Source organism: Sphingomonas sp., from assembly GCF_039594485.1.
GTDB lineage: Bacteria > Pseudomonadota > Alphaproteobacteria > Sphingomonadales > Sphingomonadaceae > Sphingomonas.
Genome location: NZ_JBCNNI010000001.1, coordinates 163,979 through 187,875 on the forward strand (window position 1 = coordinate 163,979; position 23,897 = coordinate 187,875).

A 23,897-nucleotide genomic window follows, 5' to 3' on the forward strand; every position below is an offset into this window, starting at 1 on the left:
TGCGATAGGCGGGCCATTCGCGGCGTCGCCCTGCCGGGGGAGGCTTCATCATCATGTCGGCAAGGACGGACTTGATATCAACGTGCGCAGAATGACGCTTCTGACCGGCAGCGCCCTGCCTCTCGCCCTGCTGGCCGCGATCCCCGCGGCCGCCCAGGATCTGCAGGACCGGCCCGTCGCGCCGCCCCCCACGGATGGCCCCGCGCCGGACGATCCCAACCAGGTGCGTTTCAGTTCCGCCGCGCTGGAATATGACATCAACGCCGATATCGTCACGGCGACCGGCGACGTGCGCATGATCCGCCAGGGCGAACGCCTGCGCGCCGACAAGGTGACCTGGAACCGCAAGACCGGCAAGGTTCTCGCGACCGGCAATATCGCGATCACCAATCCAGAAGGCGATATCGCCTATGGCGACCAGATCGAGCTGACCGATTCGCTGAAGGACGGCGTGGTCGACAACATGCTGCTCGTCCTCGAACAGGGCGGGCGTCTGGCGGCCGATCGCGGCACGCGCCAGCCCGACGGCACGGTCAATCTGGAACGGGCGGCCTATACGCCTTGTGCGGTCGAGACGTCGGAGGGGTGCCCGAAGGAGCCCTCGTGGAAGATCACGGCAGTCCGCGTCACCTATCGCCCCGACCGCGAACGCGTCTATTTCAACGGCGCGCGGCTCAACCTCTTCGGGCTGCCGACCATTCCTCTGCCGCGCCTGTCCGCCCCGATCGGCCCGGGTGGAGACAGCGGCTTCCTGACGCCCGATATCCGGCTCGACCGGGTGAACGGCATCGAGGTCGCGGTGCCCTATTACTGGAAACTGGCCCCCAACAAGGGGCTGACCGTCACGCCCCATGTCTTTACCGCCGTGCTGCCGATGATGGAGGCGCAATATGAAGCGCTGAACACCCTCGGGGCGTTCCGTATCACCGGCTATGCCACGGCCAGCCGGCGCAGCGACGATCTCAACACACTGAACCCCACCGACACGACCCAGGCGTTTCGTGGTTATCTGGACGGGATCGGTCGCTATCAGTTCTCGCCCGAATGGAGCCTGTCGGGCTCGCTACGCGTGACGACCGACCGCACCTTCCTGCGCCGCTACGACATCTCGCGCGATGACCGGCTGCGTACCACGGCGAGCCTGGAGCATATCGACGCCGACAGCTATTTCGCGATCAATGGCTGGTACGTGCAGACACTGCGCGTCAACGACCCGCAGGGGCAACAGCCGATCGCGCTACCCGAAATCGACTATCGCCGGCGCTTCAACGACGGGCTCCTGGGCGGCAAGTTCGAGATGCAACTCAACACCCTGGCGATCAGCCGCACTGCCGGACAGGATACGCAGCGCGCCTTTGCCAGCCTGCGATGGGATCTTCGACGCCTGACCAACTGGGGTCAGGAGGTGACGTTCACCGCCTATGCGCGGGGCGACGCCTATAATGCCAGCAACATCGCAACGACCCCGCTCGTCTATCAGGGGCTCGATGGCTTTCAGGGGCGTGCGATCGGCGCGGTCGCGGTCGATGTGAAATGGCCGTTCGTCGGCGAACTCTGGGGTGGTAGCCAGCGCTTCACCCCACGCGTCCAGATCGTCGCCAGCCCGCCGATCCGCAATATCGACATCCCCAACGAGGATGCACGTTCGGTCGATCTGGAGGACTCGAATCTTTTCGCGCTGAACCGCTTCCCCGGCTATGATCGGTTCGAGGATTCGACCCGCATCACCTATGGCGCGCAATGGTCGCTGACGCTGCCCGGCTTCACCTTCGACACGGTCGTCGGGCAGAGTTTCCGGCTGAACGACCGCCAGTCGATCCTTTACCCGGGCACCGGGCTTTCGGACCGTTGGTCGGATATCGTCGGACGGACCGAATTGCGGTTCCGCGATTTCGTATCGCTGACCCACCGCTTCCGCCTTGACAAGGACAGCTTCGCCGTTCGTCGCAACGAAATCGACGCGACGATCGGATCGCGGGCCACCTATTTCCAGGCGGGCTATCTTCGCCTGAACCGGAATATCTTCACCTCGATCGAGGATTTGCAGGACCGCGAGGAGCTTCGCCTGGCGGGGCGTGTGCAGTTCGCGCGCTTCTGGTCGGCCTTCGGATCGACCGTGATCGACCTGACCGACCGGTCGGAGGACGCATTGTCGCTTTCCAACGGCTTCGACCCGATCCGCCACCGTCTTGGAGTCCAATATGAGGATGATTGTCTTCGCCTGGGCTTCACCTGGCGGCGCGATTACGTGAACACGGGCGATGCGCGAGCGGGCAACAGCTTCCTGTTGACGCTGGCGTTCACCAATCTCGGTCGCTAAGCCGCTATTCAGCATGTTTGAACCATATCGCGACGGTTACGCGCCCCATGCAGGCGTGATGAGGATCACAGACACCGTGAAGCACGACATTCGTACCAAGGGCCGTTCCCTCCGCGTGGCCGGCGCTCTGATGCTGACGGCCGTGGCGGCCGGTGCCCTGGCGCAGACCGTTCCCGATCAGCAGGTGCCCGATACGGGCGGCCTGAACATCCCGTCCAACCTGCAGTTGTTCGGCAAGCTGGACCCCAATGTCCGCAAGCCCACCGCGATCGTGAACGACACGGTGCTGACCGGTACGGATGTCGACCAGCGCATGGCGCTGGCGATGGCGCTGAACAATGTTACCAAGCTGTCGCCCGAGGATCGCGACCGCCTGCGCATGCAGATCCTGCGGCAGTTGATCGACGAGACGTTGCAGATCCAGGAAGCCAAGACCGCCGACGTCAAGATCACGCCGGAAGAGATCAACCAGGCCTATGCCCGCTTCTCGCAGCAATTCGGCAAGTCGCCCGCCGACATGACCAAATATCTCCGCTCGGTCGGCTCGTCCGAGCGGTCGATGCGCCGCCAGATCGAGGGCGAACTGGCCTGGAGCCGCTATCTGCGTCGCCGCGTCGAACCCTTCGTCAATGTCGGCGAAGAGGAAGTGAATGCGATCCGCGCCCGTCTGGAAGCCGCCAAGGGCACCGAGGAATATAACCTCAAGGAAATCTTCCTGTCGGCCAATGAGGCGACCTCGCAGCAGGTGTTCGCCAATGCCCGCCAGATCATCGGCGAAATCCAGAAGGGGCAGCAGCCGTTCGAATATTTCGCGCGCAGCTTTTCGGAGGCATCGACCCGCGCGGTGAATGGCGACCTGGGCTGGGTTCGTGCGGCACAGCTTCCCCCCGAACTTCAGTCCGCGGTGCAGCAGATGGAGGTCGGCCAGGTCGCTGGTCCGATCCAGATTCCGGGCGGCTTCTCGATCCTGTACCTGACCGACAAGCGCCAGGTACTGACCGCCGATCCGCGCGATTCGCGCCTGTCGCTCAAGCAGTTGACGGTCAAGTTCCCGGCGGGAACGACGACCGCACAGGCCACGGCACGCGCCGGTGATTTCGCCAAGGCGATCCAGACCATTCGCGGATGCGGCGACGTGCAGCGTGTGGCGACGGAACTGAAGGCTGAGGTCGTCGACAACGATCAGGTCACCATCCGCCAGTTGCCCGCCCCCTTGCAGGAAATCCTGCTCAAGGTTCAGATAGGGCAGGCGACACCACCTTTCGGTTCACCCGAACAGGGCGTGCGCTCGCTGGTGCTATGTGACCGCGAGGAGCCGCGTTCCGGCAATCTGCCCACCGCGGACCAGATCCAGAATCAGGTGGAGCAGCAGCGTGTGAACCTGCGCGCCAACCAGAAGATGCGCGACCTTCGTCGCGATGCCGTCATCGAATATCGATGATGGGGGCAAGGCGATGATCCGGCCACTGGCAATCTCCATGGGCGACCCGGCCGGTATCGGGCCTGAGATCATCGCCAAGGCGTGGGCGGCACGGCGCACGGCGGCGCTGCAGCCCTTCGTGGCGGTCGGCGACGCCCGCGCGATCGAGCGCGTCTGGCAGGGGCCGACCCAGCGCGTCTCGGACATATTATCGGCGGTGGCCGCGTTCGATGATGCGCTGCCCATCCTGTCGGTCGACGATGCCGGCGATATCCATCCGGGATCCCCCGATGTCGAGGGTGCCCGTTGCGCGCTGCATTCGCTGGAATTGGCGGTCGGGCTCGTTCGCTCGGATGCCGCATGTGCGCTGGTGACGGGACCGGTCAGCAAGGCGCAACTGTACGATATCGGCTTCACCCATCCGGGTCAGACCGAATTTGTGGCCGAACGCTGCGGCGTGGCGGGTGCCAATGCCGTTATGATGCTGGCGGGCCCCTCGCTGCGGGTCGTGCCGATCACGACCCATGTGCCGCTGGCGGCGGTGTCGGGCCTATTGTCGGTCGAGTTGATCGTGGCCAAGGGACGCGCGACCGCGCGGGGGCTGACGCGCAATTTCGGTATTGTCGCCCCCCGCCTCGCCTTTGCGGGCCTCAATCCCCATGCGGGCGAAAGCGGCGCGATCGGGCGCGAGGAGATCGAACTGATCGAGCCCGCCATTGCACAGCTCCGCGCCGAAGGGATTGACGCGATCGGTCCGTTCGCCGCCGACACCCTGTTCCACGCACGCGCACGGACCGGATATGATGCGGTCCTTTGCTGTTATCACGATCAGGCGCTGGTGCCGATCAAGACGCTTCATTTCGACGAGGGCGTCAACATCACGCTCGGGTTGCCGATCGTCCGCACCTCGCCCGACCATGGCACGGCTTTCGGCATAGCCGGACAGGATCGCGCGCACCCCGGCGCGATGATCGCCGCCATCGCGATGGCGGGCGAGGCTGCACACCGGCGCGCGCAGACGGCGAACTGAGGTGGAACCCGTCATCCCATTGCCGCCTCTGCGTGAGGTGATCGCCCGCCATGGCCTGTCCGCTTCCAAGTCGCTGGGCCAGAATTTCCTGTTCGACGGGCAATTGCTGGCCCGCATTGCGGCCATTCCCGGCGACCTGACCGATCAGGACGTGTTGGAGATCGGACCTGGGCCCGGCGGCCTGACCCGTGCCTTGCTGATGGCGGGGGCGCGGGTGACCGCGATCGAACGCGACCGGCGCTGCATTCCCGCGCTTGCCGAACTGGCCGAGGCCTTTCCCGACCGCCTGCGGGTGATCGAAGGGGATGCCCTGCGCATCAACGCGCCCGCGCTGTTCGAGGACAAGCCGCACATCGTCTCCAACCTGCCCTACAATGTGGGCACGCCATTGCTCGTCGGCTGGCTGTCGGGCGCGTGGTTGCCCTGGTGGCAGTCCTGCACGCTCATGTTCCAGAAGGAAGTCGCCGAGCGGATCGTCGCAGCCGCGGATCAGTCCGCCTATGGTCGTCTGGCGGTCCTGACCCAATGGCGCAGCCACGCCCGGATCGCGATGCCGGTCCATCGATCGGCCTTCACGCCGCCACCCAAGGTCATGTCGGCGGTCGTTCACATCACCCCGGCGGAGGCGCCCGAAGGTGTCACCTTCCGCACGCTCGAACGCCTGACGGCGGCGGCCTTCGGACAGCGGCGCAAGATGCTCCGGCAGAGCCTGAAGCCCGTGTCAGGGGCGGTCGAGGCGCTGGAGTCGATCGGGATCGATCCGGCGCGTCGCGCGGAAACCCTGTCGGTGGCCGAGTTCGTCGCGCTCGCCCGCGCCTTGGGCTGAACGGGATTACGGCTTTGCGGTGCCCTTGGTCTCGACCTGCGCGGTCGTCACCGGGGGCCCCTTGGCGATCAGCGCGGACAGGGCCGTTGCGTCGGCGCAATCCTGTTTGCAAAGCGTCTTGATCTTGGCGAGATTGTCGCGCGCACGGGTGATCGCCCCCTTCTGCACCAGCGCTTCTCCCTGTCCGCGGAGGGCGTGAGTATCGTTGGGATCGAGCAGCAGCGCCTCGCGATAAAGGCGGATCGCCTTGCCCGGCAGTCCGCGTGCATCGGCCACCTCGGCCAGCAATATGAAGGCTCCACGATTGCGCGGATCGACGGCGACTGCGGTCTCCAGCACGTCGGTCGCGCCGTCCAGATTGCCCGCCGCCTTCAGCCCTCGCCCCTGCTCCAGCAGTTGCAGGGACCGGGCGTCGATCTGCGTATCCGGGCGCTGGCCGCTGAGCGAGGTGGACAGGGAAACCACCGCCAATGCGGCGGCGGCGGCCATGGACGACAAACGCATGAGGAACTCCGGGCTGGGCACTGGCCCGAATGCTAGCATGGTGCCCGGAGGCACGCGACAAAAAATCCGTCGGTGCCATGGGTCGCCGGATCGAGCCTGTGGCCCGGCCCGTGCGGTGTCCCGATCGTCGGTTCGCCCTCATCGGCGGACCAGTCGGGATGGCGGGCGAGAAAGGCTTCCACCTGATCTCGGCCCTCGGCGTCGAGTAGCGAGCACACGATATAGACCAGCCGACCGCCCGGCTTTACCAGCGCCGCGCCAATCTCCAGCACCTGTTCCTGCGTGTCATGCAACCGTGCCAGGCGATCGGGCGTCAACCGCCAGCGCGCCTCTGGGTTGCGGCGCCAGGTTCCCGTCCCCGAACAGGGCGCGTCGATCAGGACGCCGTCCGCCTTGCCGCTCCAGTCGGACAGCATTTCCGCTTCCCGGCCGGGATTGAGCAACCGGCTTTCGACGATCGTAGCCCCCGCCCGCTCGGCACGAGGGGCCAGCCTCTGGAGCCGCGTGCGATCGATATCGCAGGCGAGCAGCGCGCCCTGATTGCCCATCGCCGCCGCGATCTGAAGCGTCTTGCCACCGGCACCGGCGCACAGATCGACCAGCCATTCGCCGGGCTTGGCGGCCAAGGTCGCGCCGACCAGCTGGCTGCCCTCGTCCTGCACTTCGACCAGCCCGGCACGATAGATATCGGATTGCTCGACAGGCGTGCCGTTAGGCAGGCGCAGGCCGATCGGCGAAAGCGGCGTCGGACCCGCCTCCGGCCATTGCTCCAGCACCGCTTCGCGGTTGGTCGCCAGCGTATTGACCCGGAGATCGAGCGGCGCGCGCTCGACCAGAGCGGCCTGTTGCCGTTCGTCGAGCCCGGATGCCGTCAATGCCTCGACCAGCCAGTCCGGCGCGACGCCGCCCTCGGCCCGCGGTTCGTCGGATGCGATCGGCGCGGGGCCATGACCCACGCCGTCGAACGTCGCGGCGATGGCGGATTCATGATCCGCCACCGCCAGCATCGCAGCCCGCCCGCTGGCCGGGGCAGGGCCCGCCTGACGGATGGCGGCATAGACCAGCTCGCGAACAGCCCGCCGGTCCTTCGACCCGGCATAGCGGCGGGTGGAGAAATAGCGGGCAATCAGCGTGTCCGCCGCCGCGCCGCCCTGGACGGCGGCGGCGACGATCTCGTCGAGCAGTTCGATCGCCGCCTGGGTGCGCGCGCCGGGGGTCATGCCGCGTTCCTCATATCAGCGCGTGGGATAATTGGGGGCCTCGCGCGTGATCGTCACGTCGTGGACATGGCTTTCCTTCAGGCCCGCGCCGGTGATCTGCACGAACTGCGCCCGCTCGCGCAGATCCTTCAACGTCGCGGATCCGGTATAGCCCATCGCCGCCTTGATACCGCCGACAAGCTGATGGATGACATCGCGTGCCGGCCCCTTATAGGCAACCTGCCCCTCGATGCCCTCCGGCACCAGCTTCATCTGGTCCTTGATATCGCCCTGGAAATAGCGGTCCGCCGAACCGCGACCCATGGCGCCCACCGAACCCATGCCGCGATAGGACTTGTAAGCCCGGCCCTGGTACAGGAAGGTCTCACCCGGTGCCTCCTCGGTCCCTGCCAGCAGCGAGCCGACCATGCAGGCGCCCGCGCCCGCCGCCAGCGCCTTGGCAAGGTCGCCCGAGGTACGCAAACCGCCATCGGCGATCACGGGCACGCCCGACTTCCAGCCTTCCTCGGCGCAGTCCATCACGGCGGTGAGCTGAGGCACGCCGACGCCGGCCACGACGCGGGTGGTGCAGATCGAGCCCGGCCCGATGCCGACCTTCACCGCATCCGCGCCCGCATCGATCAGCGCACGGGTCGCGGCGGCGGTCGCGACGTTGCCGGCGATCACCTGCACGGTGTCGGACAGCTTCTTGGCCGCTTCCACGGCACGCGCGACGTCGCGATTGTGGCCGTGCGCGGTATCGATGATGACGCAGTCGACCTCCGCCTCGATCAGTGCGCGGGTCCGCTCGAACCCCTTTTCGCCCACCGTTGATGCAGCGGCAACGCGCAGCCGACCGGCGGCGTCCTTGGTGGCCGACGGATAGGTGACGGCCTTCTCGATGTCCTTGACGGTGATGAGCCCGACGCAGCGATAGCTGTCGTCGACGACCAGAAGCTTCTCGATCCGCCGCGCATGGAGCAGGCGGCGCGCTTCCTCCTGGCCGACGCCGACCTTCACAGTCGCCAGATCCTCGCGGGTCATCAGCTCGGAGACCGGCTGCTGCGGGTTCTCGGCGAAGCGCACGTCGCGGTTGGTCAGGATGCCGACCAGGCGACCGTCGAACTCGACGACAGGAATGCCGCTGATCCGATGACGCGCCATCAGCGCCTGCGCCTCGGCCAGCGTCGCGGTCGGCGAGATGGTGATCGGATTGACGACCATTCCACTCTCGAACCGCTTGACCTGGCGCACGGCGGCGACCTGCTGCTCGACGGTCAGGTTGCGGTGGAGCACGCCCATACCGCCCAGCTGGGCCATGACGATCGCCATGTCGGCCTCGGTCACGGTATCCATCGCCGCCGACAGGACCGGAATGTTGAGCGCGATCGAGCGGGTCAGTTGCGTGCGCGTGTCCGCGCTGCTCGGCAGGACGTCGGACTCCTGGGGTATGAGGAGCACGTCGTCGAAGGTGAGGCCGAGGCGGATATCCATGGGGCTGCCAAATCCTGCGGAGGGAACAAGTGGCGGGCCATGTAACCAAAGCGAGCCGTTCCCGCTAGGCCCTTGCTGCATCGCCATGCTAGAACGCCCGTGAGACATATAAACGGGGGAAGCCGCCCATGGGCCTGATCATCGCCGCACTCGCCGTCCTGCTGGTGCTGATGTATCTGATGATGTCGATCAAGATCGTCCGACAGGGTTATCAATACACGATCGAGCATTTCGGTCGCTATACCGGCACGGCGGTCCCCGGCTTCAACTTCTACCCCGCCTTTTTCTATCGTGTCGGCCGCCGGGTGAACATGATGGAGCAGGTGATCGACATTCCAGGGCAGGAGATCATCACCAAGGACAATGCGATGATCTCGACCGACGGGGTCGTCTTCTTCCAGGTGCTGGACGCACCCAAGGCGGCCTATGAGGTGTCGGACCTCTATGTCGCGCTGCTCAACCTCGTCACAACCAATCTGCGCACCGTCATGGGATCGATGGACCTGGACGAGACGCTGTCGAAGCGCGACGAGATCAACGCGCGACTGCTCAACGTCGTCGATCATGCCACGACGCCCTGGGGGGTCAAGATCACCCGCGTCGAGATCAAGGACATCCGCCCGCCGGTCGATATCGTCAATGCGATGGCCCGCCAGATGAAGGCCGAACGCGAAAAGCGCGCGAACATCCTGGAGGCCGAAGGCTCGCGCGCGTCCGAAATTCTGCGTGCCGAGGGACAGAAGCAGGCCCGCATCCTCGAAGCCGAAGGCCGCCGCGAGTCGGCGTTCCGCGACTCGGAGGCGCGCGAGCGCGCCGCCGAGGCGGAGGCGAAGGCGACGCGCGTCGTGTCCGACGCCATCGCGTCGGGCGGCACCCAGGCGATCAACTATTTCGTCGCACAGAAATATGTCGAGGCGGTCGGCAAGTTCGCGACCAGCCCCAATGCCAAGACGATCCTGTTCCCGGTCGAGGCGACCCAGCTGATCGGGACGCTGGGCGGGATCGGCGAACTCGCCAAGGATGCACTGGCCTCGAGCAAGACCGGCGGTGCACCCGCCTCGCGCCCCGCCACGAAGCCAGGGCCGTTCGACCAGTCCGGTTCGTGACGATCGGCGACTTCGACCCCGCCGCGCTGTGGCTGGCGGCGGGGTTGGCGCTCGGGATCGCCGAATTGCTGGTGCCGGGCGTGTTCCTCGTCTTCCTCGCTATCGCGGCGGGCGTCACGGCGCTGACCGTGTGGGCGCTCCCCGACCTGCCCGCCGGGCTGCAACTCGCGGACTTCGCGCTATGGATGTCGTGTGCGTGGTGATCGGACGGCGCTGGTACCGGGACTTTCCGGTAGAGAGCGACGCGCCGGTCCTGAACGAGCCCGCGCTGCGACTGCGGGGGCAGGTCGTGACCGTCACGACGCCGATCGTGGACGGCGAAGGGCGTGCGCGGCTGGGTGACGGGGAATGGCCGGTGCGCGGCCCGGATTCGGATCGCGGCACGCGGTTGCGGGTCGCGCATGTCGATGGCGGGATATTGCTGGTCGAACCGCTTGAAATCTGAAGCTCGGTCGACGCCCTGGCCTTGATGTGCCTCGGGACGAACGGGCTCCGGGCCGGGGGAAGGAACTGGCCACAGGTCCCCTCCCCCCACTGACTAGACCGCGACCGTCACCTTCGGCGCCGCCCTGCGGACACCTTCGTCGACATGATCGGCGAACTGCTTGAAATTCTCGTTGAACAGATCGACCAGCTTGGCGGCGGTGGCGTCATAGGCGGCCTTGTCCGACCAGGTATCGCGCGGATCGAGGATCGCCGGATCGACGCCGGGAACGGCAACCGGCACCTGAAAGCCGAAATTCGGATCGGTCCGAAACTCCGCCTGATTCAGGCTGCCATCAAGCGCCGCATTGAGGAGCGCACGGGTCGCCTTGATCGGCATGCGATGACCGACGCCGTATTTGCCGCCAGTCCAGCCGGTGTTGACCAGCCAGCAATCGACTCCGCCCTTGGCGATCCGTTCCTTCAGCAGGTTGCCATAGACGGAAGGATGACGGGGCATGAACGGCGCACCGAAGCAGGTCGAGAAGGTCGCATCCGGCTCGGTCACGCCGATTTCTGTTCCCGCGACTCGGGCGGTGTAACCCGACAGGAAGTGATACATGGCCTGCTCCGGCGTCAGCTTGGCGATCGGCGGCAGGACGCCATAAGCGTCGGCCGTCAGCATCACGATGTTGCGTGGCACGCCCCCCATATTGTCCTTCGACGCGTTGGGGATGAAGTCGATCGGGTAGGCACCCCGACTGTTCTCGGCCAGACTGTTGTCGTCCAGGTCGAGTTGGCGCGTCACCGGGTCCATGACGACATTTTCCAGGACTGTGCCGAACCGCTTGGTCGTCGCGAAGATCTCGGGTTCCGCCTCGGGCGAAAGACGGATCATCTTGGCATAGCAGCCGCCCTCGAAATTGAAGACCGCCGTATCCGACCAGCCATGCTCGTCATCGCCGATCAGCGTGCGGCTGGCATCGGCCGACAATGTGGTCTTGCCCGTGCCGGACAGGCCGAAGAACACCGCCGTCGAGCCATCCACGCCCATATTGGCCGAACAGTGCATCGGCATCACGCCAGTCGTCGGGAGCAGATAGTTGAGCAGGCCGAAGACCGACTTCTTCATCTCGCCCGCATAGCGCGTGCCGCCGATCAGGATCAGCTTCTCGGTCATGTTGACCGCGATGACAGTCGAGGAGCGACAACCGTGACGCGCCGGGTCGGCACGGAAGCTCGGCAGGTCGATGATCGTGTAGTCGGCGACGAACTTGCGGAGTTCCTGCTCTTCGGGGCGGACCAGCATCGTGCGAATGAACAGATTGTGCCAGGCAAGTTCGGTCACGACCCGAACGCGAACGCGGTGTTCGGGCTGCGATCCGCCATAGAGGTCCTGGACGAACAGGTCTTCCTTCTGGCCCAGCGCCGTGAAGAAATCGGCTTTCAACGCAGCGAAATCGTCGGGGCTCATCGGCTTGTTGGTCTTGCCCCACCAGACGGTATCACGCGTTTCGGCGTCGCGGACCATGAACTTGTCCTGCGCCGAACGGCCGGTATGCTCGCCGGTTTCCACGACCAGCGGGCCATCGGCGGACAGCTTGCCCTCGCCGCGCGCCACCGCCGTTTCGATGAGTCGGGCCGTCACCAGGTTCCAGTGCAGAGTCGCCCGGGTCTCGATCCCCTGGGCCGCCAGACCGATTTCTGGAATCCGTTCGTTCATAAGAGCTTCCTCTATCCCTCGCTGCCGGGTCTTGCCGCCCGTTACTGTTTTCGGTCGCATGAGATGCCCCATGCGCTGAAAGCGTCATAGCCGTTTTGTTAAACACGTCAAACAACCGAATGCGCAAAGGCGGTTGAGCCGTGCCTCGCTTTGGCCTAACCGATGCGCATGGCCGATCGCTCCCAAGGCACATTTTCCGCATGACCGCCACGATCGCGCTGGTCGATGACGACCGGAACATCCTGACCTCCGTTTCCATCGCGCTCCAGGCCGAAGGGTTTCTGACCCGCATCTATGCCGATGGCGAGGCCGCGCTGAAGGCGTTGATCGACAATCCGCCCGATCTCGCGATCTTCGATATCAAGATGCCGCGCATGGATGGTCTGGAACTGCTACGCCGTTTGCGTGAGAAGAGTCAGATTCCGGTCATCTTCCTGACGAGCAAGGATGACGAGCTGGACGAAGCGCTGGGCCTGGCGATGGGCGCGGACGATTATATCGCCAAGCCCTTCTCGCAACGCCTGTTGATCGCACGGATCCGAGCGATCCTGCGCCGGTCCGAAGCAACAGGGCAGGCGCAGGGTATGCCCGCGGCAGAGGCGCAGGGCCCGCTGACCCGCGGCCAACTCGCCATGGACCCCGCCCGCCACAAGGTGACGTGGAAGGGCGAGCCGGTCACCCTGACCGTGACCGAATTCCTGATCCTGGAAACGCTGGCCCAGCGGCCCGGCATCGTGCGGACCCGCAACCAGTTGATGGACGCCGCCTATCAGGACGACATCTATGTCGACGACCGGACGATCGACAGCCATATCAAGCGCCTGCGCCGCAAGTTTCGTCAGGTAGATCCCGAATTCGATGCCATCGAGACGCTCTATGGCGCCGGTTACCGATTCTCCGAAGAGTGAAGCCCCCGACCTCGCGCTGCGCTGGTCGGGCCAGATTTCGCTGACCCAGCGGATTCTGGCGCTCAACATCTTCGCGCTGTTGCTGCTGGCGGGCGGGTTCTTCTATCTCGATTCCTATCGGGCACGCCTGCTCGACAACCGGGTCGCACAGGCGCTGCGCGAAGTCCGGCTGATCGGGGAAGCGCTGGCGTCGGTCCGGCCGGGCGAACGCGATGGCCTGATCGTGCGGATCGCCAACGATACGCGTGGGCGAATCCGGTTGTTCGATTCGGATGGGCGCCCGTCCGCCGACAGCCGGACGCTGGGCGTCCGCAATTTCATCCTCCGCGACCCCGACAAGCAGGATTGGGGGCAGTCGATCGCGCGCTTCCTGGACGCGGGGATCGATACGGTGGTCGGTGCCGCGCGACCGCCGCTCTATCGCGAACGGCGTGAGGGCGCGGAATGGCCCGACGTGCAGGCAGCCCGGCGGGGCATGATTTCGGGTTCGGTATGGCGCGCACCCGATCGCACCCCGGTCATCACCGCCGCCGCACCCCTGCCCGGCGGGGGGGCGATCATGTCGACCGAGAATGCCCGCTTCATCACCGAAACCGTGCGGATCGAACGTTTTCGGTTGAGCGTGCTGCTGGCGCTCGTCGCGTTGATCTCCGTCTTGCTGTCGCTGTTCCTCGCGCGCACCATCGTCCGTCCCCTGAGACGGCTGGCGCGGGCAGCCGTCCGGGTCCGGCTGGGCCGGGCGCGCGAGGTGGTGGTGCCCAGGCTGCCCGATCGCCGCGACGAACTGGGAATGCTGGCCCGCGCGCTGTCGGACATGAGTCTGGCACTGCGGGCGCGAATCGACGCGACTGAGGCCTTTGCGGCCGATGTGACGCATGAGCTGAAAAACCCGCTTGCGTCGCTCCGGTCGGCGGTCGACAGCCTGGAGGCCGTTCGCGATCCCGATCTTCAGGCGCAGTTGCTGGCGATCGTCCGCGACGACGTCCGGCGTCTGGATCGGTTGATCACCGACATTTCCGACGCGTCGCGTCTGGATGCCCAGCTCAGCCGGGCGAAATTCGATCCGGTGGACCTCCAGGCGCTGATCCAGGGGCTGATCGCCCAGCGCGAGGCGCGCGGGGTCGAACGTGGTATCCGGCTGCGCTTCGACTCGACAATCCCCGGACCCGCCATCGTCTCGGGCGAGGGTGCAAGGCTGGAAAGGGTGTTCGAAAACCTGATCGCCAACGCGCTGTCCTTCTCGCCGGATAACGCGGTCGTTGCGATCAGCCTGGCGCGCGAGCAGGGCGACTGGATCGTTCGTGTGGAAGACGAAGGTCCCGGCGTTCCCGAGGAAGCGCGTGAGGCGATCTTCCGCCGGTTCCATTCGGTCCGCCCCAGTGGAGAACATTTCGGCGAGCATTCGGGCCTGGGGCTCGCGATCGCGCGGACCATCGTGGAGGCGCACCAGGGCCGCCTTTATGTCGAGGCGCGCGAGGATCGGCTGAGCGGCGCGCGCTTCGTCGTCAAGCTTCCGCGAGCGCCCGACGCATGAACTCCGATCCGGCCCCGCCCCCCCCGCCCCCTGATGCGGTGCTGATCCATGCGACCTGCGTCACGATCGAGGGCGTCGGTGTCCTGCTTCGTGGTCCATCGGGATCGGGCAAATCGGATCTCGCGCTCCGTCTGATCGACCGGGGCGCGGAGTTGGTGGCCGATGATTATGTCCATGCGGTTGCCGAGGCGGACGGGCTGCGCGTGACCGTCCCCGAAACCATCGCGGGGCTGATCGAGGTCCGGGGTGTGGGCATCCTGCCCCGGCCTAACCGCTCCCATGCGACGGTTGCATTGGTGATCGATCTGGGCGAGGAGGAGCGCCTGCCCGATCCGACCACGACGATCATCGCGGGGGTGACCCTGCCCTGTCATCGCCTGAACCCGCTTCCCGCTTCGGCCGTAATCAAGGTCGAGCTTTTGCTAGCACGCCTCAAGGAACGTCCGTGATGGAGCGCAAACGAATCCTGCTCGTGACCGGCATGTCCGGTGCGGGTACGTCGACCACGCTCAAGACGCTCGAGGATCTCGGCTGGGAGGTGGTCGACAACCTTCCCCTGTTCCTGCTCGATGGCCTGCTCGACGCGCCGCCGCCGACCGGGATGGAGGGCAAGAACCGGCCGCTCGCCATCAGCCTGGGCGTCCGCACCCGCGATTTCGACCCGGCGCAGATCACCCAGCGCGTCCGGCGACTGAACGAAAGCCCAAGTCTGGCGATCGAGACGCTGTTCCTCAATTGCGGCGGCGAGGAACTGAAGCGCCGCTATGCCGAGACCCGCCACCGGCATCCGCTGGCGATGGACCGGGCGGCGGACGATGGCATTGCCCATGAACGGATGCTGTTGACGCCGGTTCGCGACATGGCCGATCGTCTGCTCGACACCACCAACATGACCAGCAACGATCTGGGGCAATGGATCCGCGCCAATTATGCGGTCAACGGCCTGAGCGAGCCGGTGCTGACCGTCATGTCGTTCGGTTTCTCCAAAGGGTTGCCGCGCAACGCCGATCTCGTCTTCGACATGCGCTTCCTGCGCAATCCCCACTGGTCGGCCGAACTGCGCCCCGGCACCGGGCTGGATCAGCCGGTGGTCGACTATATCCGGCAGGATCCCGCCTATGAAAGCTCGGTCGGCCAGATCGAGGGGCTGCTTGAGACGCTCGTTCCCCGTTACATCGCCTCGGGCAAATCCTATATCACCATCGCGATCGGATGTACCGGAGGGAGACATCGGTCCGTTCATGTTGCGGACAGGATCGCTGGGCGGTTGCGCCAGAACGGTTTTTCGCCCACGGTGGTACATCGTGATTTGAGCGCCGTGCCAAAAGACTCACTCGAAGCGAGGCCGGCCAAACAATGATGGATATGCGTGTCTGACATGATCGGTCTGGTTCTGGTGACGCACGGGCGGCTCGCCGATGAGTTCGTGACCGCGATGGTGCATGTGGTCGGCCCACAGGAGCGGATCGCGACGATCGCCATCGGGCCCGAGGATGACATGGAAGAGCGTCGCGCCGACATCGCGGGCGCGATTGCCGCCGTCGATGCGGGGCGGGGCGTGATCGTCCTGACCGATCTTTTTGGGGGGACGCCCTCCAACCTCGCCATCTCGCTGATGGAACGTGGCCGGGTCGAGGTGATCGCGGGCATGAACCTGCCCATGCTGATCCGCCTGGGTTCGGCGCGCAAGTCGATGAAGGTCGTCGACGCCGTTGCCGCCGCGCGGGAGGCGGGACGCAAATATATCTCCGTCGCCTCCGAAGTGCTGGGCGAGGCCGCCGCATGACGGAACGGTCGCAAAGCGTCCTGATCACCAATCGCCGGGGTCTTCACGCCCGCGCCAGCGCCAAGTTCGTCACCCTCGCCTCCTCGCAACCTTGCGAGGTTCGGGTCGGCAAGGACGGCAGCACGGTGACGGGCACCTCGATCATGGGATTGATGATGCTCGGTGCGGCGATGGGAGACACCATCACGATCAGCGCGGACGGCGATGGCGCCGACGCCACGGTCGAAGCGCTGGTGGCGCTGGTGGAAGCGAAGTTCGGCGAAGACTAATATGCCTCGTGAGATTACGGCTTATTCCAACCCGCTGATCAAGTGGGCGCGCGATCTGCGCGACAAGCGCCATCGTCGGCAGGCGCGCCAGTTCCTGGCCGAGGGCCTGCGCATCCTGACCGAAGCGCGCGAAACCGGCCGCCTGCCCACCCTGTTGTTCTTTGCCAAGCCATCGGCGGGCCATCCGCTGGTGCGCGAGTTGATTGAGGCCGTCGAGGCATCGGACGGCGAGGCGATCGAGACCACGCCCGACATCCTGTCCAAGCTGTCGGGCAAGGACAATCCGCAGGCGGTGGTCGGCGTGTTCGAGGAGTTCGCCGTCACGCTCGACGACCTCGACCGGTCATCGGCGGGCATCTGGCTGGTCGCCGAGCGGCTGCGAGATCCGGGTAATCTGGGCACCATCCTGCGAACCGGGGACGCAGTCGGCGCCGGGGGCCTGATCCTGGTTGGTGAATGCGTCGATCCCTTTTCGGTCGAGGCGGTACGCGCCAGCATGGGCGCGCTGTTCACCGTTCCGATCGTGCGGACCGAGTGGCAGCCTTTCCTGGACTGGCTGCGCCGGGGGCCGGGGCAGTTGGTCGGACTCAGTCTCGACACTGATTTCGACTATCGCGGCGCATCCTATACCGCTCCGACATTCCTGCTGACCGGCAACGAAGCGCAGGGTATGCCGGACGATTATGCGGCGGCATGCGACCTGCTCGTCAAGATTCCGATGCTCGGCAAGGCGGACAGTCTGAACGCCGCCATTGCGACGGCCGTGATGGCCTATGAGGTGCTGGCGCAGCAGGGCGGCGCCAAGAGGTAGCCGCCTGGCACGCCCAGTATTTTTTCTGCAAACGACTTGCAAGAGACTTGCGATCCAGTCGCATTAGCGGTACTAAGGGCCAGCTTTTGTTGGAGGGCACCCTTGGTCGTCTGCGTTTGCAATGCCATTCGGGAATCCCAGGTCCGTGACGCGGCGCGGGCGGGATCGATGACTCCCTGTCAAATGTACCGCGCGCTCGGTCGCCAGCCCAAATGCGGCCAATGCGTCCCCCTTGCCCGCGCGATCATCGACGAGGAGCGCACGGCAGCGTAATCCCGGCGGACACTCAGTCCCCTGGTTTGTCGAAGCGACGTCTTGAGCCTCGGCTGGTCCGATCGCCAAGACGCCTGCCAAGGCCCGTGATCGCATACTGGATCGCCGTTTCGACGCGGCCGATGACCCAGTCTGTGCGTTAAGCGTCAGCCCATCCTAGCGGACTGGCAGAGGCAAAGCCTTTGATGCTACGGTCTTTCATGGCCCCTTTGAATTGCGAGCTTCTGGACATCCGGGCGTTGGTGGCCATCGCGGACGGCAAGAGCTTCCTGCGCGCCGCCGAACAGTTGAACCTTTCGCAACCCGCGCTGACCCGCCGGATCCAGAAGCTGGAGGCGACGGTCGGCACGCCGCTGCTGGAGCGAACCACGCGGACCGTGCGACTGACCCCCGCGGGGCAGGAGATCGTCCCGCTGCTGCGCCGGCTGCTCGAAGAGATGGACGGCTCGCTTCTGGGCATGATGGCGCTGGGTGAGCGGCAGGCGGGACGGCTGACCGTGGCCAGCATTCCCAGCGCCACCGTCCGGTTCCTGCCCGACGTGCTGGAAGTTCTGGGTCGCGACTATCGCAACGTCCGGGTCCGTGTCCTGGACCTGTCGGCGACCGAATGCGCCGAGGCGGTGCGGACCGGCGAGGCCGAATTCGGCATCACCCTGCCCGTCGCCTCGGACGGCGACCTGGTCTATGAACCTCTGACCGATGATCCTTATGGCCTGGTCTGTCGCGCGGACGACCCGCTGGCTCGCCTTGCCGACCCGGCCTGGAGCGACCTGGCGGGCATGCGGCTGGTGACGGTCCATCCGGGCAGCGGCAATCGGACTGCGCTGGATGCCGGGTTGGCGCGCGCTGGAATCGAACTGCGCTGGTTCTATGAAGTGACCCGGCTGACATCGGCCCTGGCATTGGTGCATGCGGGCCTGGGCCCGTCGGTTTTGCCAAGGCTGGCATGTCAGGGCCCCGATGCGCGCGACCTGGTATGGCGGCCCGTGCGAGGCGCGGAGGTCGTTCGGACGATCGGTGTGCTCCGCCGCCCCACCGCGACCTTGTCGCCCGCCGCATCACGACTGATGGAGTTGCTCTCCGACGCCTGGGGCCTGCGCTGACCCGAGTTTTGCTCCGCCCCAGCGCGAAACCAGCAGCGAGGCGGCGACATTGGCCGTCGCACTGGTGAGGGCGCGAATTTCGGAAAGGAAGCGGTCGACCGCGATCAGCATCGCGGCCGCTCCGACCGGTATATCGGGCATCAGCGACAGCGTGAGCAGCAGGGCCGAGAAGCCGCTGCCGGTAACCCCCGCCGCCGCCTTCGATGTCAGGAGCATGACTGCCAGATAGGCGGCGATCCGGGTCGGCGACAGGACGACGCCCAGGGCCTCGCCCAGGAACAGCGTGGCGACCACCAGATAGACCGCCGTGCCCGCCAGATTGAGCGAGTAGCCGAGCGGTATCGTCAACCCCACCACCCTGCGCGGGCATCCCAACGCCTCCAGCTTCAGGATGAGGCGGGGCAGCACGACTTCGGTAGAGGAGGTGCCAAGCACGATCAGTATCTCGTCACGAAACTCTCGCAGCAGCCGCGCACCGCCGATCCCCGTCGCCACCCAGACCAGGAGAGTCAATGCCGCGATCAGCACCGCACAGGCCGCCGCCAACGCCGCCGCCAGCAGTCCCAGCGAGCCGATAAAGCCGATACCATAGGTGCCGACGGTATAGGCGATCGCACCGAACGCACCGACTGGCGCCGCACGGATCAGGAAACCGAAGATCGCGAACTGAAGCCGGGTCAGCGCCTCGATGCCTCGCACGATCGGCGCGCCCGCGTCGCCGATGCGCAACAACCCGAAGCCAACCAGGGCTGCGACAAACAGCACCGGCAGCACATCGCCCGCTGTAAAGGCCGAGAACAGTGTATCGGGCACCATCCGCACCAGGAAGTCGCCCGCCCCCGTGATGTGTCGCCCCGCCAACTGCTGTTCGAGCGACTGCGCAGCCTCGGCATATGGCGGAAGGGGCAGGCCGCGCCCCGGTTGGAGCAGCAGCGTCACCCCCAGCCCTATCGCGAGGGCGGCGAGGGTGATCCCCAGAAAGACGATCAGGCTTCGAAGCACGGTCGCACCCGTATCGCGCGCCGCGCCGTGGCGGACGATCCCCTCGACGATGGTACAGAACAGAACCGGCGGAACCATCATCCGCATCGCCTTCACGAACGCGATGCCCAGCGGCCCCAGATCGCGCCCCAGGGCCGGAGCAAGCGTGCCGATCACCGTGCCCGCGACGATCCCGAGCAGCATCTGGGCATATAGGTGCCGAAAGGCGTGCAACCTGTCTCCTCTCATTTATGCACATAACACATAAAGCGGACCGATCATTGCATTTGATTGATCGATGGATCGTGATGCTTACTGCCCGTTGAGGCACGATCACTCAAGCCTCTGTCACAAAGAGAGCCCGCCGCTAAGCGGGGCCAGCATGAGAGGTATGCATGACCGTGCCGTTTCAAACACCGCCGTCCCGGCAAAGGACGATATTGCCCCGGCGTGGCGCGCTCGGTTTCGCCCTGCTTCTCGGGGTTTCGGCGCTGTCCAGCGCCGTCGCCGCGCGCGAGTCTCGACCGATTGCGGTGCGCGAACTGCATGTCGTCACGTCCGGCGGCTTTACGGCGGCCTTTCATGCGCTGGCGGCCAAATATGAACGTGACACCGGCGTCCATGTCGTCGCCGAACACGGTCCCTCGATGGGCGACACGCCGCAGGCGATTCCCGCCCGGCTGGCCCGGCACGAGGACGCGGATGTCGTCATCCTCGCGCGCGGCGCGCTCGACAAGCTGGCCGAACAGGGCAGCGTCACCCCCGGCATCGTCACCGATCTGGGCCTCTCCAAGATCGCGGTCGCGGTGAAGGCGGGCGCGACGGTGCCCGATATCGCCACGCCGGACGCGCTGCGTGACACCCTGATCCACGCCAAATCTGTCGCGTGGTCGGACAGCGCCTCCGGCGTCTACATCCAGTCGATCATGCTCGACCGGCTGGGCATCGCCGATCAGGTCCGCGCCAAGGGCCGCATGATCCCCGCCACCCCGGTCGGGCGGATCGTAGCCAGCGGCCAGGCGGAGATTGGCTTCCAGCAGTTGAGCGAACTGAAGCCCGTCAAGGGCATCCATATCATCGGACTGGTTCCAGAATCCCTGCAGAAGGTCACACCCTTCTCCGCCGGGGTCGTCGCCTATTCGCCGCGTCAGACCGAGGCACGTGCGCTGATCGCCTATCTCGCCTCCCCCAAAGCTCATTCGATCATCCGCGACAGCGGATTGGAACCCGCTTCGCAAAAGGCCAAGCCATGAATCAGGCAACCGCATCCCTTCCTGCCGCCGCCACGGGCCAGCCGACCGCGACCGATATGATGCCACCCGTCCCCTCTTCCGAGCGTCGCAGCTCCGCCTTCAAGTCGATCTTCATCGTCGCCAGCGGCAACTTCCTCGAAATGTTCGACTTCATGGTGTTCGGCTATTACGCCACCTACATCTCGAAGGCGTTTTTCCCGACGGGCAGCGAGTTCGCGTCGTTGATGCTGACGCTGATGACCTTCGGCGCGGGCTTCCTGATGCGGCCCGTCGGCGCACTGGTGCTGGGCGCCTATATCGACCGTCACGGTCGCCGCCAGGGCCTGCTCCTGACGCTGGGCCTGATGGCACTGGGCACGCTCGCCATCGCCGTCACCCCCACCTATGCGCAGATCGGCCTCGCCGCGCCGATCATCATCCTGATCGGCCGTCTGGTGCAGGGCCTGTCCGCCGGTGTCGAGGTCGGCGGCGTGTCGGTCTATCTCAACGAGATCGCGCCCCCCCATCGTCGCGGTTTCTTCTGCTCTTGGCAGTCGGCCAGCCAACAGGCGGCAGTGGTCTTCGCCGCGCTGATCGGGCTGCTCGTGTCGACCAGCCTCGATCCGGTAACCATGCAGGACTGGGGCTGGCGCATTCCGTTCATCATCGGCTGCGTCATGATCCCGTTCCTCTTCATCATTCGTCGCCACATGGAGGAGACCGAGGCCTTTCTGAAGCGCAAGGAGCACCCCCCGCTGTCGCAGATCATCCGCACCATCGGCGGCAACTGGGGCATCGTGCTTCAGGGCGCGCTGATGGCGGTGATGACGACCGTCTTCTTCTATATGATCACCGCCTATACCCCCACGTTCGGCAACAAGGTGCTCTCGCTGACACCGGGCGCGGCGCTGTTCGTGACCGCCTGTGTCGGCGTGACCAACTTCGTCCTGCTGCCGGTGATGGGGGCCCTGTCGGATCGGATCGGACGCAAGCCCTTGCTGATCGCGGCTACGCTGTGTGGTCTGGTCCTGGCCTATCCGCTGATGAGCTGGCTGGTCGCCGCGCCCAGCTTCGGCCGATTGCTGGCCGTCGAACTGCTGCTCGCCGCCATTTATGCCACCTATAATGGCGCGTTCATCGTGTACCTGACGGAGGTGATCCCCGCGCATGTCCGCACCGTGGGCTTCAGCCTGGCCTATAGCCTGGCCACGGCCATCTTCGGTGGTTTCACGCCGGCGATCAGCACGGCGTTGATCGGTGCGACCGGCGACAAGGCGATCCCCGGCGCCTGGTGCGCCGCCGCCGCGCTGCTGTCCCTCTTGGCTCTGGTGATCGGATCGCGCGTCACGCGCCGCGCCGCCCACTGAGCCTCTTCCCTCGCCGCGCCCTTCCCCCCCGGGGCGCGGCGACCCCTGATTTCATATCGAGGCGATGGCCATGCAGCCTCTCGCCCGGCCCCCGAGAGGATCTTTCGTGCCATGTATCGAGGAGCGCTGCTCGTCATCGGCCTGTCCGCGTCCGTGCCTGTCGCCGCCCAGAGTGGCGATGACGTCGTCCGGCTGACCCGGCTGGTCGAGGCTCAACAGGCCCAGATCGCGCGGCTGGAGGCAAGGCTGGCGGCGATTGAGGGCGCAGCCGCCCGGCCTGCGGCCGATGCCGCGACGATCGCCTCGCCCGCGTCAGCCGCTCCCCCCGCCGCGCTCGCTCAAGCACGCCCCCCGGCCCCGCTGGGCCAGGCGCTGCCATCCGACGCGCATCCTCCGTCGCTGGAGCAAAGGCTGGCGCGGATCGAGCGTGCGCAGAGGGACGATGGCCATATCGATTGGTCGAAGGGGACGCCCGAATTCACCAGTGCCGATGGACGATTTTCCTTCCGCCCACGCGGCCGCGCGCTCATCGACTGGGCGACCACGACCGGCAGCGAACAGCCGGGACGCAACATGACTGCCACCCAGGCCCGATCCTTGCGACTGGGGTTCGAGGGCGGGATCGGCAAGCACCTGTCCTATCTGCTGGAGGGGGATTTCGCGGACAATGAGGTGGCGATCAAGTCGGCTTACATCGCCTGGACCACAGCCTTCATGGGGCAGCAGGCGGAATTCGCATTGGGTAACCGGCTGAACGATCGCGGGCTCGATGGTTCGAGCGGCACGATCTCGGTCCCGTTTGTGGAGCGTAATTTCGTGGGCCAGGGCATCATTCCGGTGCGTGGTTTTTTCGGACTGGGCGCGGCCGCGCGTGTCTATGGCGACGGCTGGCATGTCGGCGTTCAGGTATCGGGCGACGATATCAGCAATCCGGGTAACGAAAGCGACGGACTGACGATCGGCGCGCGCGCGCACTGGAACCCGATCAGGACCGCCGACTGGCTCGTCCATCTGGGGCTATGGGGCTTTCACGAACGGATTGCCGCCGATGCCGCGCGACCCAGTCGCAGCATCGCGGTGGGGGGCTTCTTCAATGACAATCTGCGTATCCTGCCGGGCACCTTTACGGGAGCCCGGTCGGGGAATGCCCTCGGCTATGAACTGGGCCTCTTCCGGCGCGCACTCTGGGCCTATGGCGAATATGGCGGACGGCGGCTGGAGAATATTGCAGGTACCCGCATCGACCAATCCGCCTGGGCCGTGTCGGCCGGATGGTTCCTGACCGGCGAGAACTCCCCCTATCTCTCGCGTGGCGGCGTCTGGAGTCGCCCAAAGGTGCTGCGCCCCGTCACCTCGGGCGGGCGCGGGGCGATCGAACTCGCGACCCGCTATGAGGAACTGGACTATAGCGACAATGCCACCGGCGGACGCGGCACCGCGCTGACGCTTGGAGTGAACTGGTATCTGAACAATTTCGTGCGGCTGCAACTGAACGCCATCGACTGGACCATCGCCAATCCAACTCAGAGATCGGGCGCGACCGATCATGGACAGACACTGATCGGCCGCGCGCAAATCGCGTTCTAAC

General features: G+C 65.7%; 24 protein-coding genes. 19 read left to right on the top strand and 5 right to left on the bottom strand.

Annotated features, from left to right (window positions below):
* The first annotated feature begins 91 nt into the window (after positions 1–91).
* The 4 genes from lptD to rsmA are packed head-to-tail and all read left to right on the top strand — an operon-like array spanning position 92 to position 5,596.
* Entirely contained in the window at positions 92–2,320 is a 2,229-nt protein-coding gene (lptD, locus tag ABDV78_RS00795; protein ID WP_343525249.1) for an LPS assembly protein LptD, read from the top strand.
* A 58-nt stretch (positions 2,321–2,378) separates the two neighbouring features.
* The gene (locus ABDV78_RS00800; protein WP_343525250.1) at positions 2,379–3,761 is read left to right on the top strand and encodes a peptidylprolyl isomerase; all 1,383 of its coding nucleotides are present in this window, start codon (positions 2,379–2,381) and stop codon (positions 3,759–3,761) included.
* Positions 3,762–3,774: 13 nt separating this feature from the next.
* Entirely contained in the window at positions 3,775–4,770 is a 996-nt protein-coding gene (pdxA, locus tag ABDV78_RS00805) for a 4-hydroxythreonine-4-phosphate dehydrogenase PdxA (protein WP_343525251.1), read from the top strand.
* Between the two features lies 1 nt (position 4,771).
* Complete coding sequence (rsmA, locus tag ABDV78_RS00810) at positions 4,772–5,596, top strand: 16S rRNA (adenine(1518)-N(6)/adenine(1519)-N(6))-dimethyltransferase RsmA (protein WP_343525252.1); 825 nt, start codon at positions 4,772–4,774, stop codon at positions 5,594–5,596.
* 6 nt (positions 5,597–5,602) lie between these two features.
* Here rsmA and ABDV78_RS00815 read toward each other — a convergent pair whose 3' ends face one another.
* Genes ABDV78_RS00815 through guaB form a run of 3 tightly spaced genes read right to left on the bottom strand, consistent with a single transcriptional unit; the run spans position 5,603 to position 8,793 of the window.
* Positions 5,603–6,100 (bottom strand): tetratricopeptide repeat protein, encoded by a 498-nt coding sequence (locus ABDV78_RS00815; protein WP_343525253.1) that lies wholly within the window; start codon positions 6,098–6,100, stop codon positions 5,603–5,605.
* Between the two features lie 32 nt (positions 6,101–6,132).
* Complete coding sequence (locus ABDV78_RS00820; protein ID WP_343525254.1) at positions 6,133–7,320, bottom strand: RsmB/NOP family class I SAM-dependent RNA methyltransferase; 1,188 nt, start codon at positions 7,318–7,320, stop codon at positions 6,133–6,135.
* A gap of 15 nt (positions 7,321–7,335) precedes the next feature.
* Complete coding sequence (gene guaB / locus ABDV78_RS00825; RefSeq protein ID WP_343525255.1) at positions 7,336–8,793, bottom strand: IMP dehydrogenase; 1,458 nt, start codon at positions 8,791–8,793, stop codon at positions 7,336–7,338.
* A gap of 128 nt (positions 8,794–8,921) precedes the next feature.
* On the opposite strand from guaB, the gene ABDV78_RS00830 reads away from it, so the two are divergent.
* The 3 genes from ABDV78_RS00830 to ABDV78_RS00840 are packed head-to-tail and all read left to right on the top strand — an operon-like array spanning position 8,922 to position 10,344.
* On the top strand, positions 8,922–9,899 hold the full coding sequence (locus ABDV78_RS00830) for an SPFH domain-containing protein (RefSeq protein WP_343525256.1): 978 nt from the start codon (positions 8,922–8,924) through the stop codon (positions 9,897–9,899).
* Positions 9,896–10,102, top strand: coding sequence for a hypothetical protein (locus ABDV78_RS00835; RefSeq protein WP_343525257.1), 207 nt, complete (start codon positions 9,896–9,898; stop codon positions 10,100–10,102). The genes ABDV78_RS00830 and ABDV78_RS00835 overlap by 4 nt, the downstream gene beginning before the upstream one ends.
* On the top strand, positions 10,096–10,344 hold the full coding sequence (locus ABDV78_RS00840; RefSeq protein ID WP_343525258.1) for an NfeD family protein: 249 nt from the start codon (positions 10,096–10,098) through the stop codon (positions 10,342–10,344). The genes ABDV78_RS00835 and ABDV78_RS00840 overlap by 7 nt, the downstream gene beginning before the upstream one ends.
* A gap of 93 nt (positions 10,345–10,437) precedes the next feature.
* On the opposite strand, the gene ABDV78_RS00845 is transcribed toward ABDV78_RS00840, so the two are convergent.
* A complete protein-coding gene (locus ABDV78_RS00845) occupies positions 10,438–12,045 on the bottom strand; it encodes a phosphoenolpyruvate carboxykinase (RefSeq protein WP_343525259.1) in 1,608 nt (535 codons plus the stop codon).
* A 200-nt stretch (positions 12,046–12,245) separates the two neighbouring features.
* On the opposite strand from ABDV78_RS00845, the gene ABDV78_RS00850 reads away from it, so the two are divergent.
* The 9 genes from ABDV78_RS00850 (at position 12,246) to ABDV78_RS00890 (ending at position 18,729) form a co-directional block, all read left to right on the top strand.
* On the top strand, positions 12,246–12,953 hold the full coding sequence (locus ABDV78_RS00850; protein WP_343525260.1) for a response regulator transcription factor: 708 nt from the start codon (positions 12,246–12,248) through the stop codon (positions 12,951–12,953).
* A complete protein-coding gene (locus tag ABDV78_RS00855; protein ID WP_343525261.1) occupies positions 12,922–14,487 on the top strand; it encodes a stimulus-sensing domain-containing protein in 1,566 nt (521 codons plus the stop codon). The genes ABDV78_RS00850 and ABDV78_RS00855 overlap by 32 nt, the downstream gene beginning before the upstream one ends.
* Positions 14,484–14,936, top strand: coding sequence for an HPr kinase/phosphatase C-terminal domain-containing protein (locus ABDV78_RS00860; RefSeq protein ID WP_343525262.1), 453 nt, complete (start codon positions 14,484–14,486; stop codon positions 14,934–14,936). Before ABDV78_RS00855 ends, ABDV78_RS00860 begins: the two co-directional genes overlap by 4 nt.
* Positions 14,936–15,847, top strand: coding sequence for an RNase adapter RapZ (gene rapZ, locus ABDV78_RS00865; RefSeq protein WP_343525263.1), 912 nt, complete (start codon positions 14,936–14,938; stop codon positions 15,845–15,847). Before ABDV78_RS00860 ends, rapZ begins: the two co-directional genes overlap by 1 nt.
* An 18-nt stretch (positions 15,848–15,865) precedes the next feature.
* Positions 15,866–16,273 (top strand): PTS sugar transporter subunit IIA, encoded by a 408-nt coding sequence (locus ABDV78_RS00870; RefSeq protein WP_343525321.1) that lies wholly within the window; start codon positions 15,866–15,868, stop codon positions 16,271–16,273.
* Positions 16,270–16,542, top strand: coding sequence for an HPr family phosphocarrier protein (locus tag ABDV78_RS00875; protein ID WP_343525264.1), 273 nt, complete (start codon positions 16,270–16,272; stop codon positions 16,540–16,542). The genes ABDV78_RS00870 and ABDV78_RS00875 overlap by 4 nt, the downstream gene beginning before the upstream one ends.
* 1 nt (position 16,543) lies before the next feature.
* Entirely contained in the window at positions 16,544–17,353 is an 810-nt protein-coding gene (locus ABDV78_RS00880) for an RNA methyltransferase (RefSeq protein WP_343525265.1), read from the top strand.
* A 102-nt stretch (positions 17,354–17,455) separates the two neighbouring features.
* Positions 17,456–17,626, top strand: coding sequence for a (2Fe-2S)-binding protein (locus ABDV78_RS00885; protein WP_343525266.1), 171 nt, complete (start codon positions 17,456–17,458; stop codon positions 17,624–17,626).
* A 200-nt stretch (positions 17,627–17,826) separates the two neighbouring features.
* A complete protein-coding gene (locus tag ABDV78_RS00890; RefSeq protein ID WP_343525267.1) occupies positions 17,827–18,729 on the top strand; it encodes a LysR family transcriptional regulator in 903 nt (300 codons plus the stop codon).
* On the opposite strand, the gene ABDV78_RS00895 is transcribed toward ABDV78_RS00890, so the two are convergent.
* Positions 18,685–19,944, bottom strand: a complete 1,260-nt coding sequence (locus ABDV78_RS00895) for a cation:dicarboxylase symporter family transporter (RefSeq protein ID WP_343525268.1) — start codon at positions 19,942–19,944, stop codon at positions 18,685–18,687. The genes ABDV78_RS00890 and ABDV78_RS00895 overlap by 45 nt on opposite strands.
* A gap of 161 nt (positions 19,945–20,105) precedes the next feature.
* Here ABDV78_RS00895 and ABDV78_RS00900 point away from each other — a divergent pair, with 161 nt between their 5' ends.
* The 3 genes from ABDV78_RS00900 to ABDV78_RS00910 all read left to right on the top strand — a co-directional run bounded on the left by ABDV78_RS00900 (position 20,106) and on the right by ABDV78_RS00910 (position 23,896).
* Positions 20,106–20,963 (top strand): substrate-binding domain-containing protein, encoded by an 858-nt coding sequence (locus tag ABDV78_RS00900; RefSeq protein ID WP_343525269.1) that lies wholly within the window; start codon positions 20,106–20,108, stop codon positions 20,961–20,963.
* A complete protein-coding gene (locus ABDV78_RS00905; RefSeq protein ID WP_343525270.1) occupies positions 20,960–22,309 on the top strand; it encodes an MFS transporter in 1,350 nt (449 codons plus the stop codon). Before ABDV78_RS00900 ends, ABDV78_RS00905 begins: the two co-directional genes overlap by 4 nt.
* 111 nt (positions 22,310–22,420) lie before the next feature.
* Positions 22,421–23,896 carry a porin gene (locus ABDV78_RS00910; RefSeq protein ID WP_343525271.1) on the top strand — a complete coding sequence of 492 codons (1,476 nt, stop codon included), beginning with the start codon at positions 22,421–22,423 and terminating at the stop codon, positions 23,894–23,896.
* Position 23,897: the final 1 nt, after the last annotated feature.

Bases quoted from the DNA above. Each gene is read 5' to 3' on its own strand.
- ABDV78_RS00820 (WP_343525254.1), bottom strand. From the start codon at position 7,320: ATGACCCCCGGCGCGCGCACCCAGGCGGCGATCGAACTGCTCGACGAG.
- ABDV78_RS00870 (WP_343525321.1), top strand. From the start codon at position 15,866: ATGATCGGTCTGGTTCTGGTGACGCACGGGCGGCTCGCCGATGAGTTC.
- rapZ (WP_343525263.1), top strand. From the start codon at position 14,936: ATGGAGCGCAAACGAATCCTGCTCGTGACCGGCATGTCCGGTGCGGGT.
- ABDV78_RS00910 (WP_343525271.1), top strand. From the start codon at position 22,421: ATGTATCGAGGAGCGCTGCTCGTCATCGGCCTGTCCGCGTCCGTGCCT.
- ABDV78_RS00890 (WP_343525267.1), top strand. From the start codon at position 17,827: ATGGCCCCTTTGAATTGCGAGCTTCTGGACATCCGGGCGTTGGTGGCC.
- ABDV78_RS00905 (WP_343525270.1), top strand. From the start codon at position 20,960: ATGAATCAGGCAACCGCATCCCTTCCTGCCGCCGCCACGGGCCAGCCG.
- lptD (WP_343525249.1), top strand. From the start codon at position 92: ATGACGCTTCTGACCGGCAGCGCCCTGCCTCTCGCCCTGCTGGCCGCG.
- pdxA (WP_343525251.1), top strand. From the start codon at position 3,775: ATGATCCGGCCACTGGCAATCTCCATGGGCGACCCGGCCGGTATCGGG.
- ABDV78_RS00875 (WP_343525264.1), top strand. From the start codon at position 16,270: ATGACGGAACGGTCGCAAAGCGTCCTGATCACCAATCGCCGGGGTCTT.
- ABDV78_RS00850 (WP_343525260.1), top strand. From the start codon at position 12,246: ATGACCGCCACGATCGCGCTGGTCGATGACGACCGGAACATCCTGACC.
- ABDV78_RS00900 (WP_343525269.1), top strand. From the start codon at position 20,106: ATGACCGTGCCGTTTCAAACACCGCCGTCCCGGCAAAGGACGATATTG.
- ABDV78_RS00815 (WP_343525253.1), bottom strand. From the start codon at position 6,100: ATGCGTTTGTCGTCCATGGCCGCCGCCGCCGCATTGGCGGTGGTTTCC.
- ABDV78_RS00830 (WP_343525256.1), top strand. From the start codon at position 8,922: ATGGGCCTGATCATCGCCGCACTCGCCGTCCTGCTGGTGCTGATGTAT.
- ABDV78_RS00845 (WP_343525259.1), bottom strand. From the start codon at position 12,045: ATGAACGAACGGATTCCAGAAATCGGTCTGGCGGCCCAGGGGATCGAG.
- ABDV78_RS00855 (WP_343525261.1), top strand. From the start codon at position 12,922: ATGGCGCCGGTTACCGATTCTCCGAAGAGTGAAGCCCCCGACCTCGCG.
- ABDV78_RS00800 (WP_343525250.1), top strand. From the start codon at position 2,379: ATGAGGATCACAGACACCGTGAAGCACGACATTCGTACCAAGGGCCGT.
- ABDV78_RS00880 (WP_343525265.1), top strand. From the start codon at position 16,544: ATGCCTCGTGAGATTACGGCTTATTCCAACCCGCTGATCAAGTGGGCG.
- ABDV78_RS00860 (WP_343525262.1), top strand. From the start codon at position 14,484: ATGAACTCCGATCCGGCCCCGCCCCCCCCGCCCCCTGATGCGGTGCTG.
- guaB (WP_343525255.1), bottom strand. From the start codon at position 8,793: ATGGATATCCGCCTCGGCCTCACCTTCGACGACGTGCTCCTCATACCC.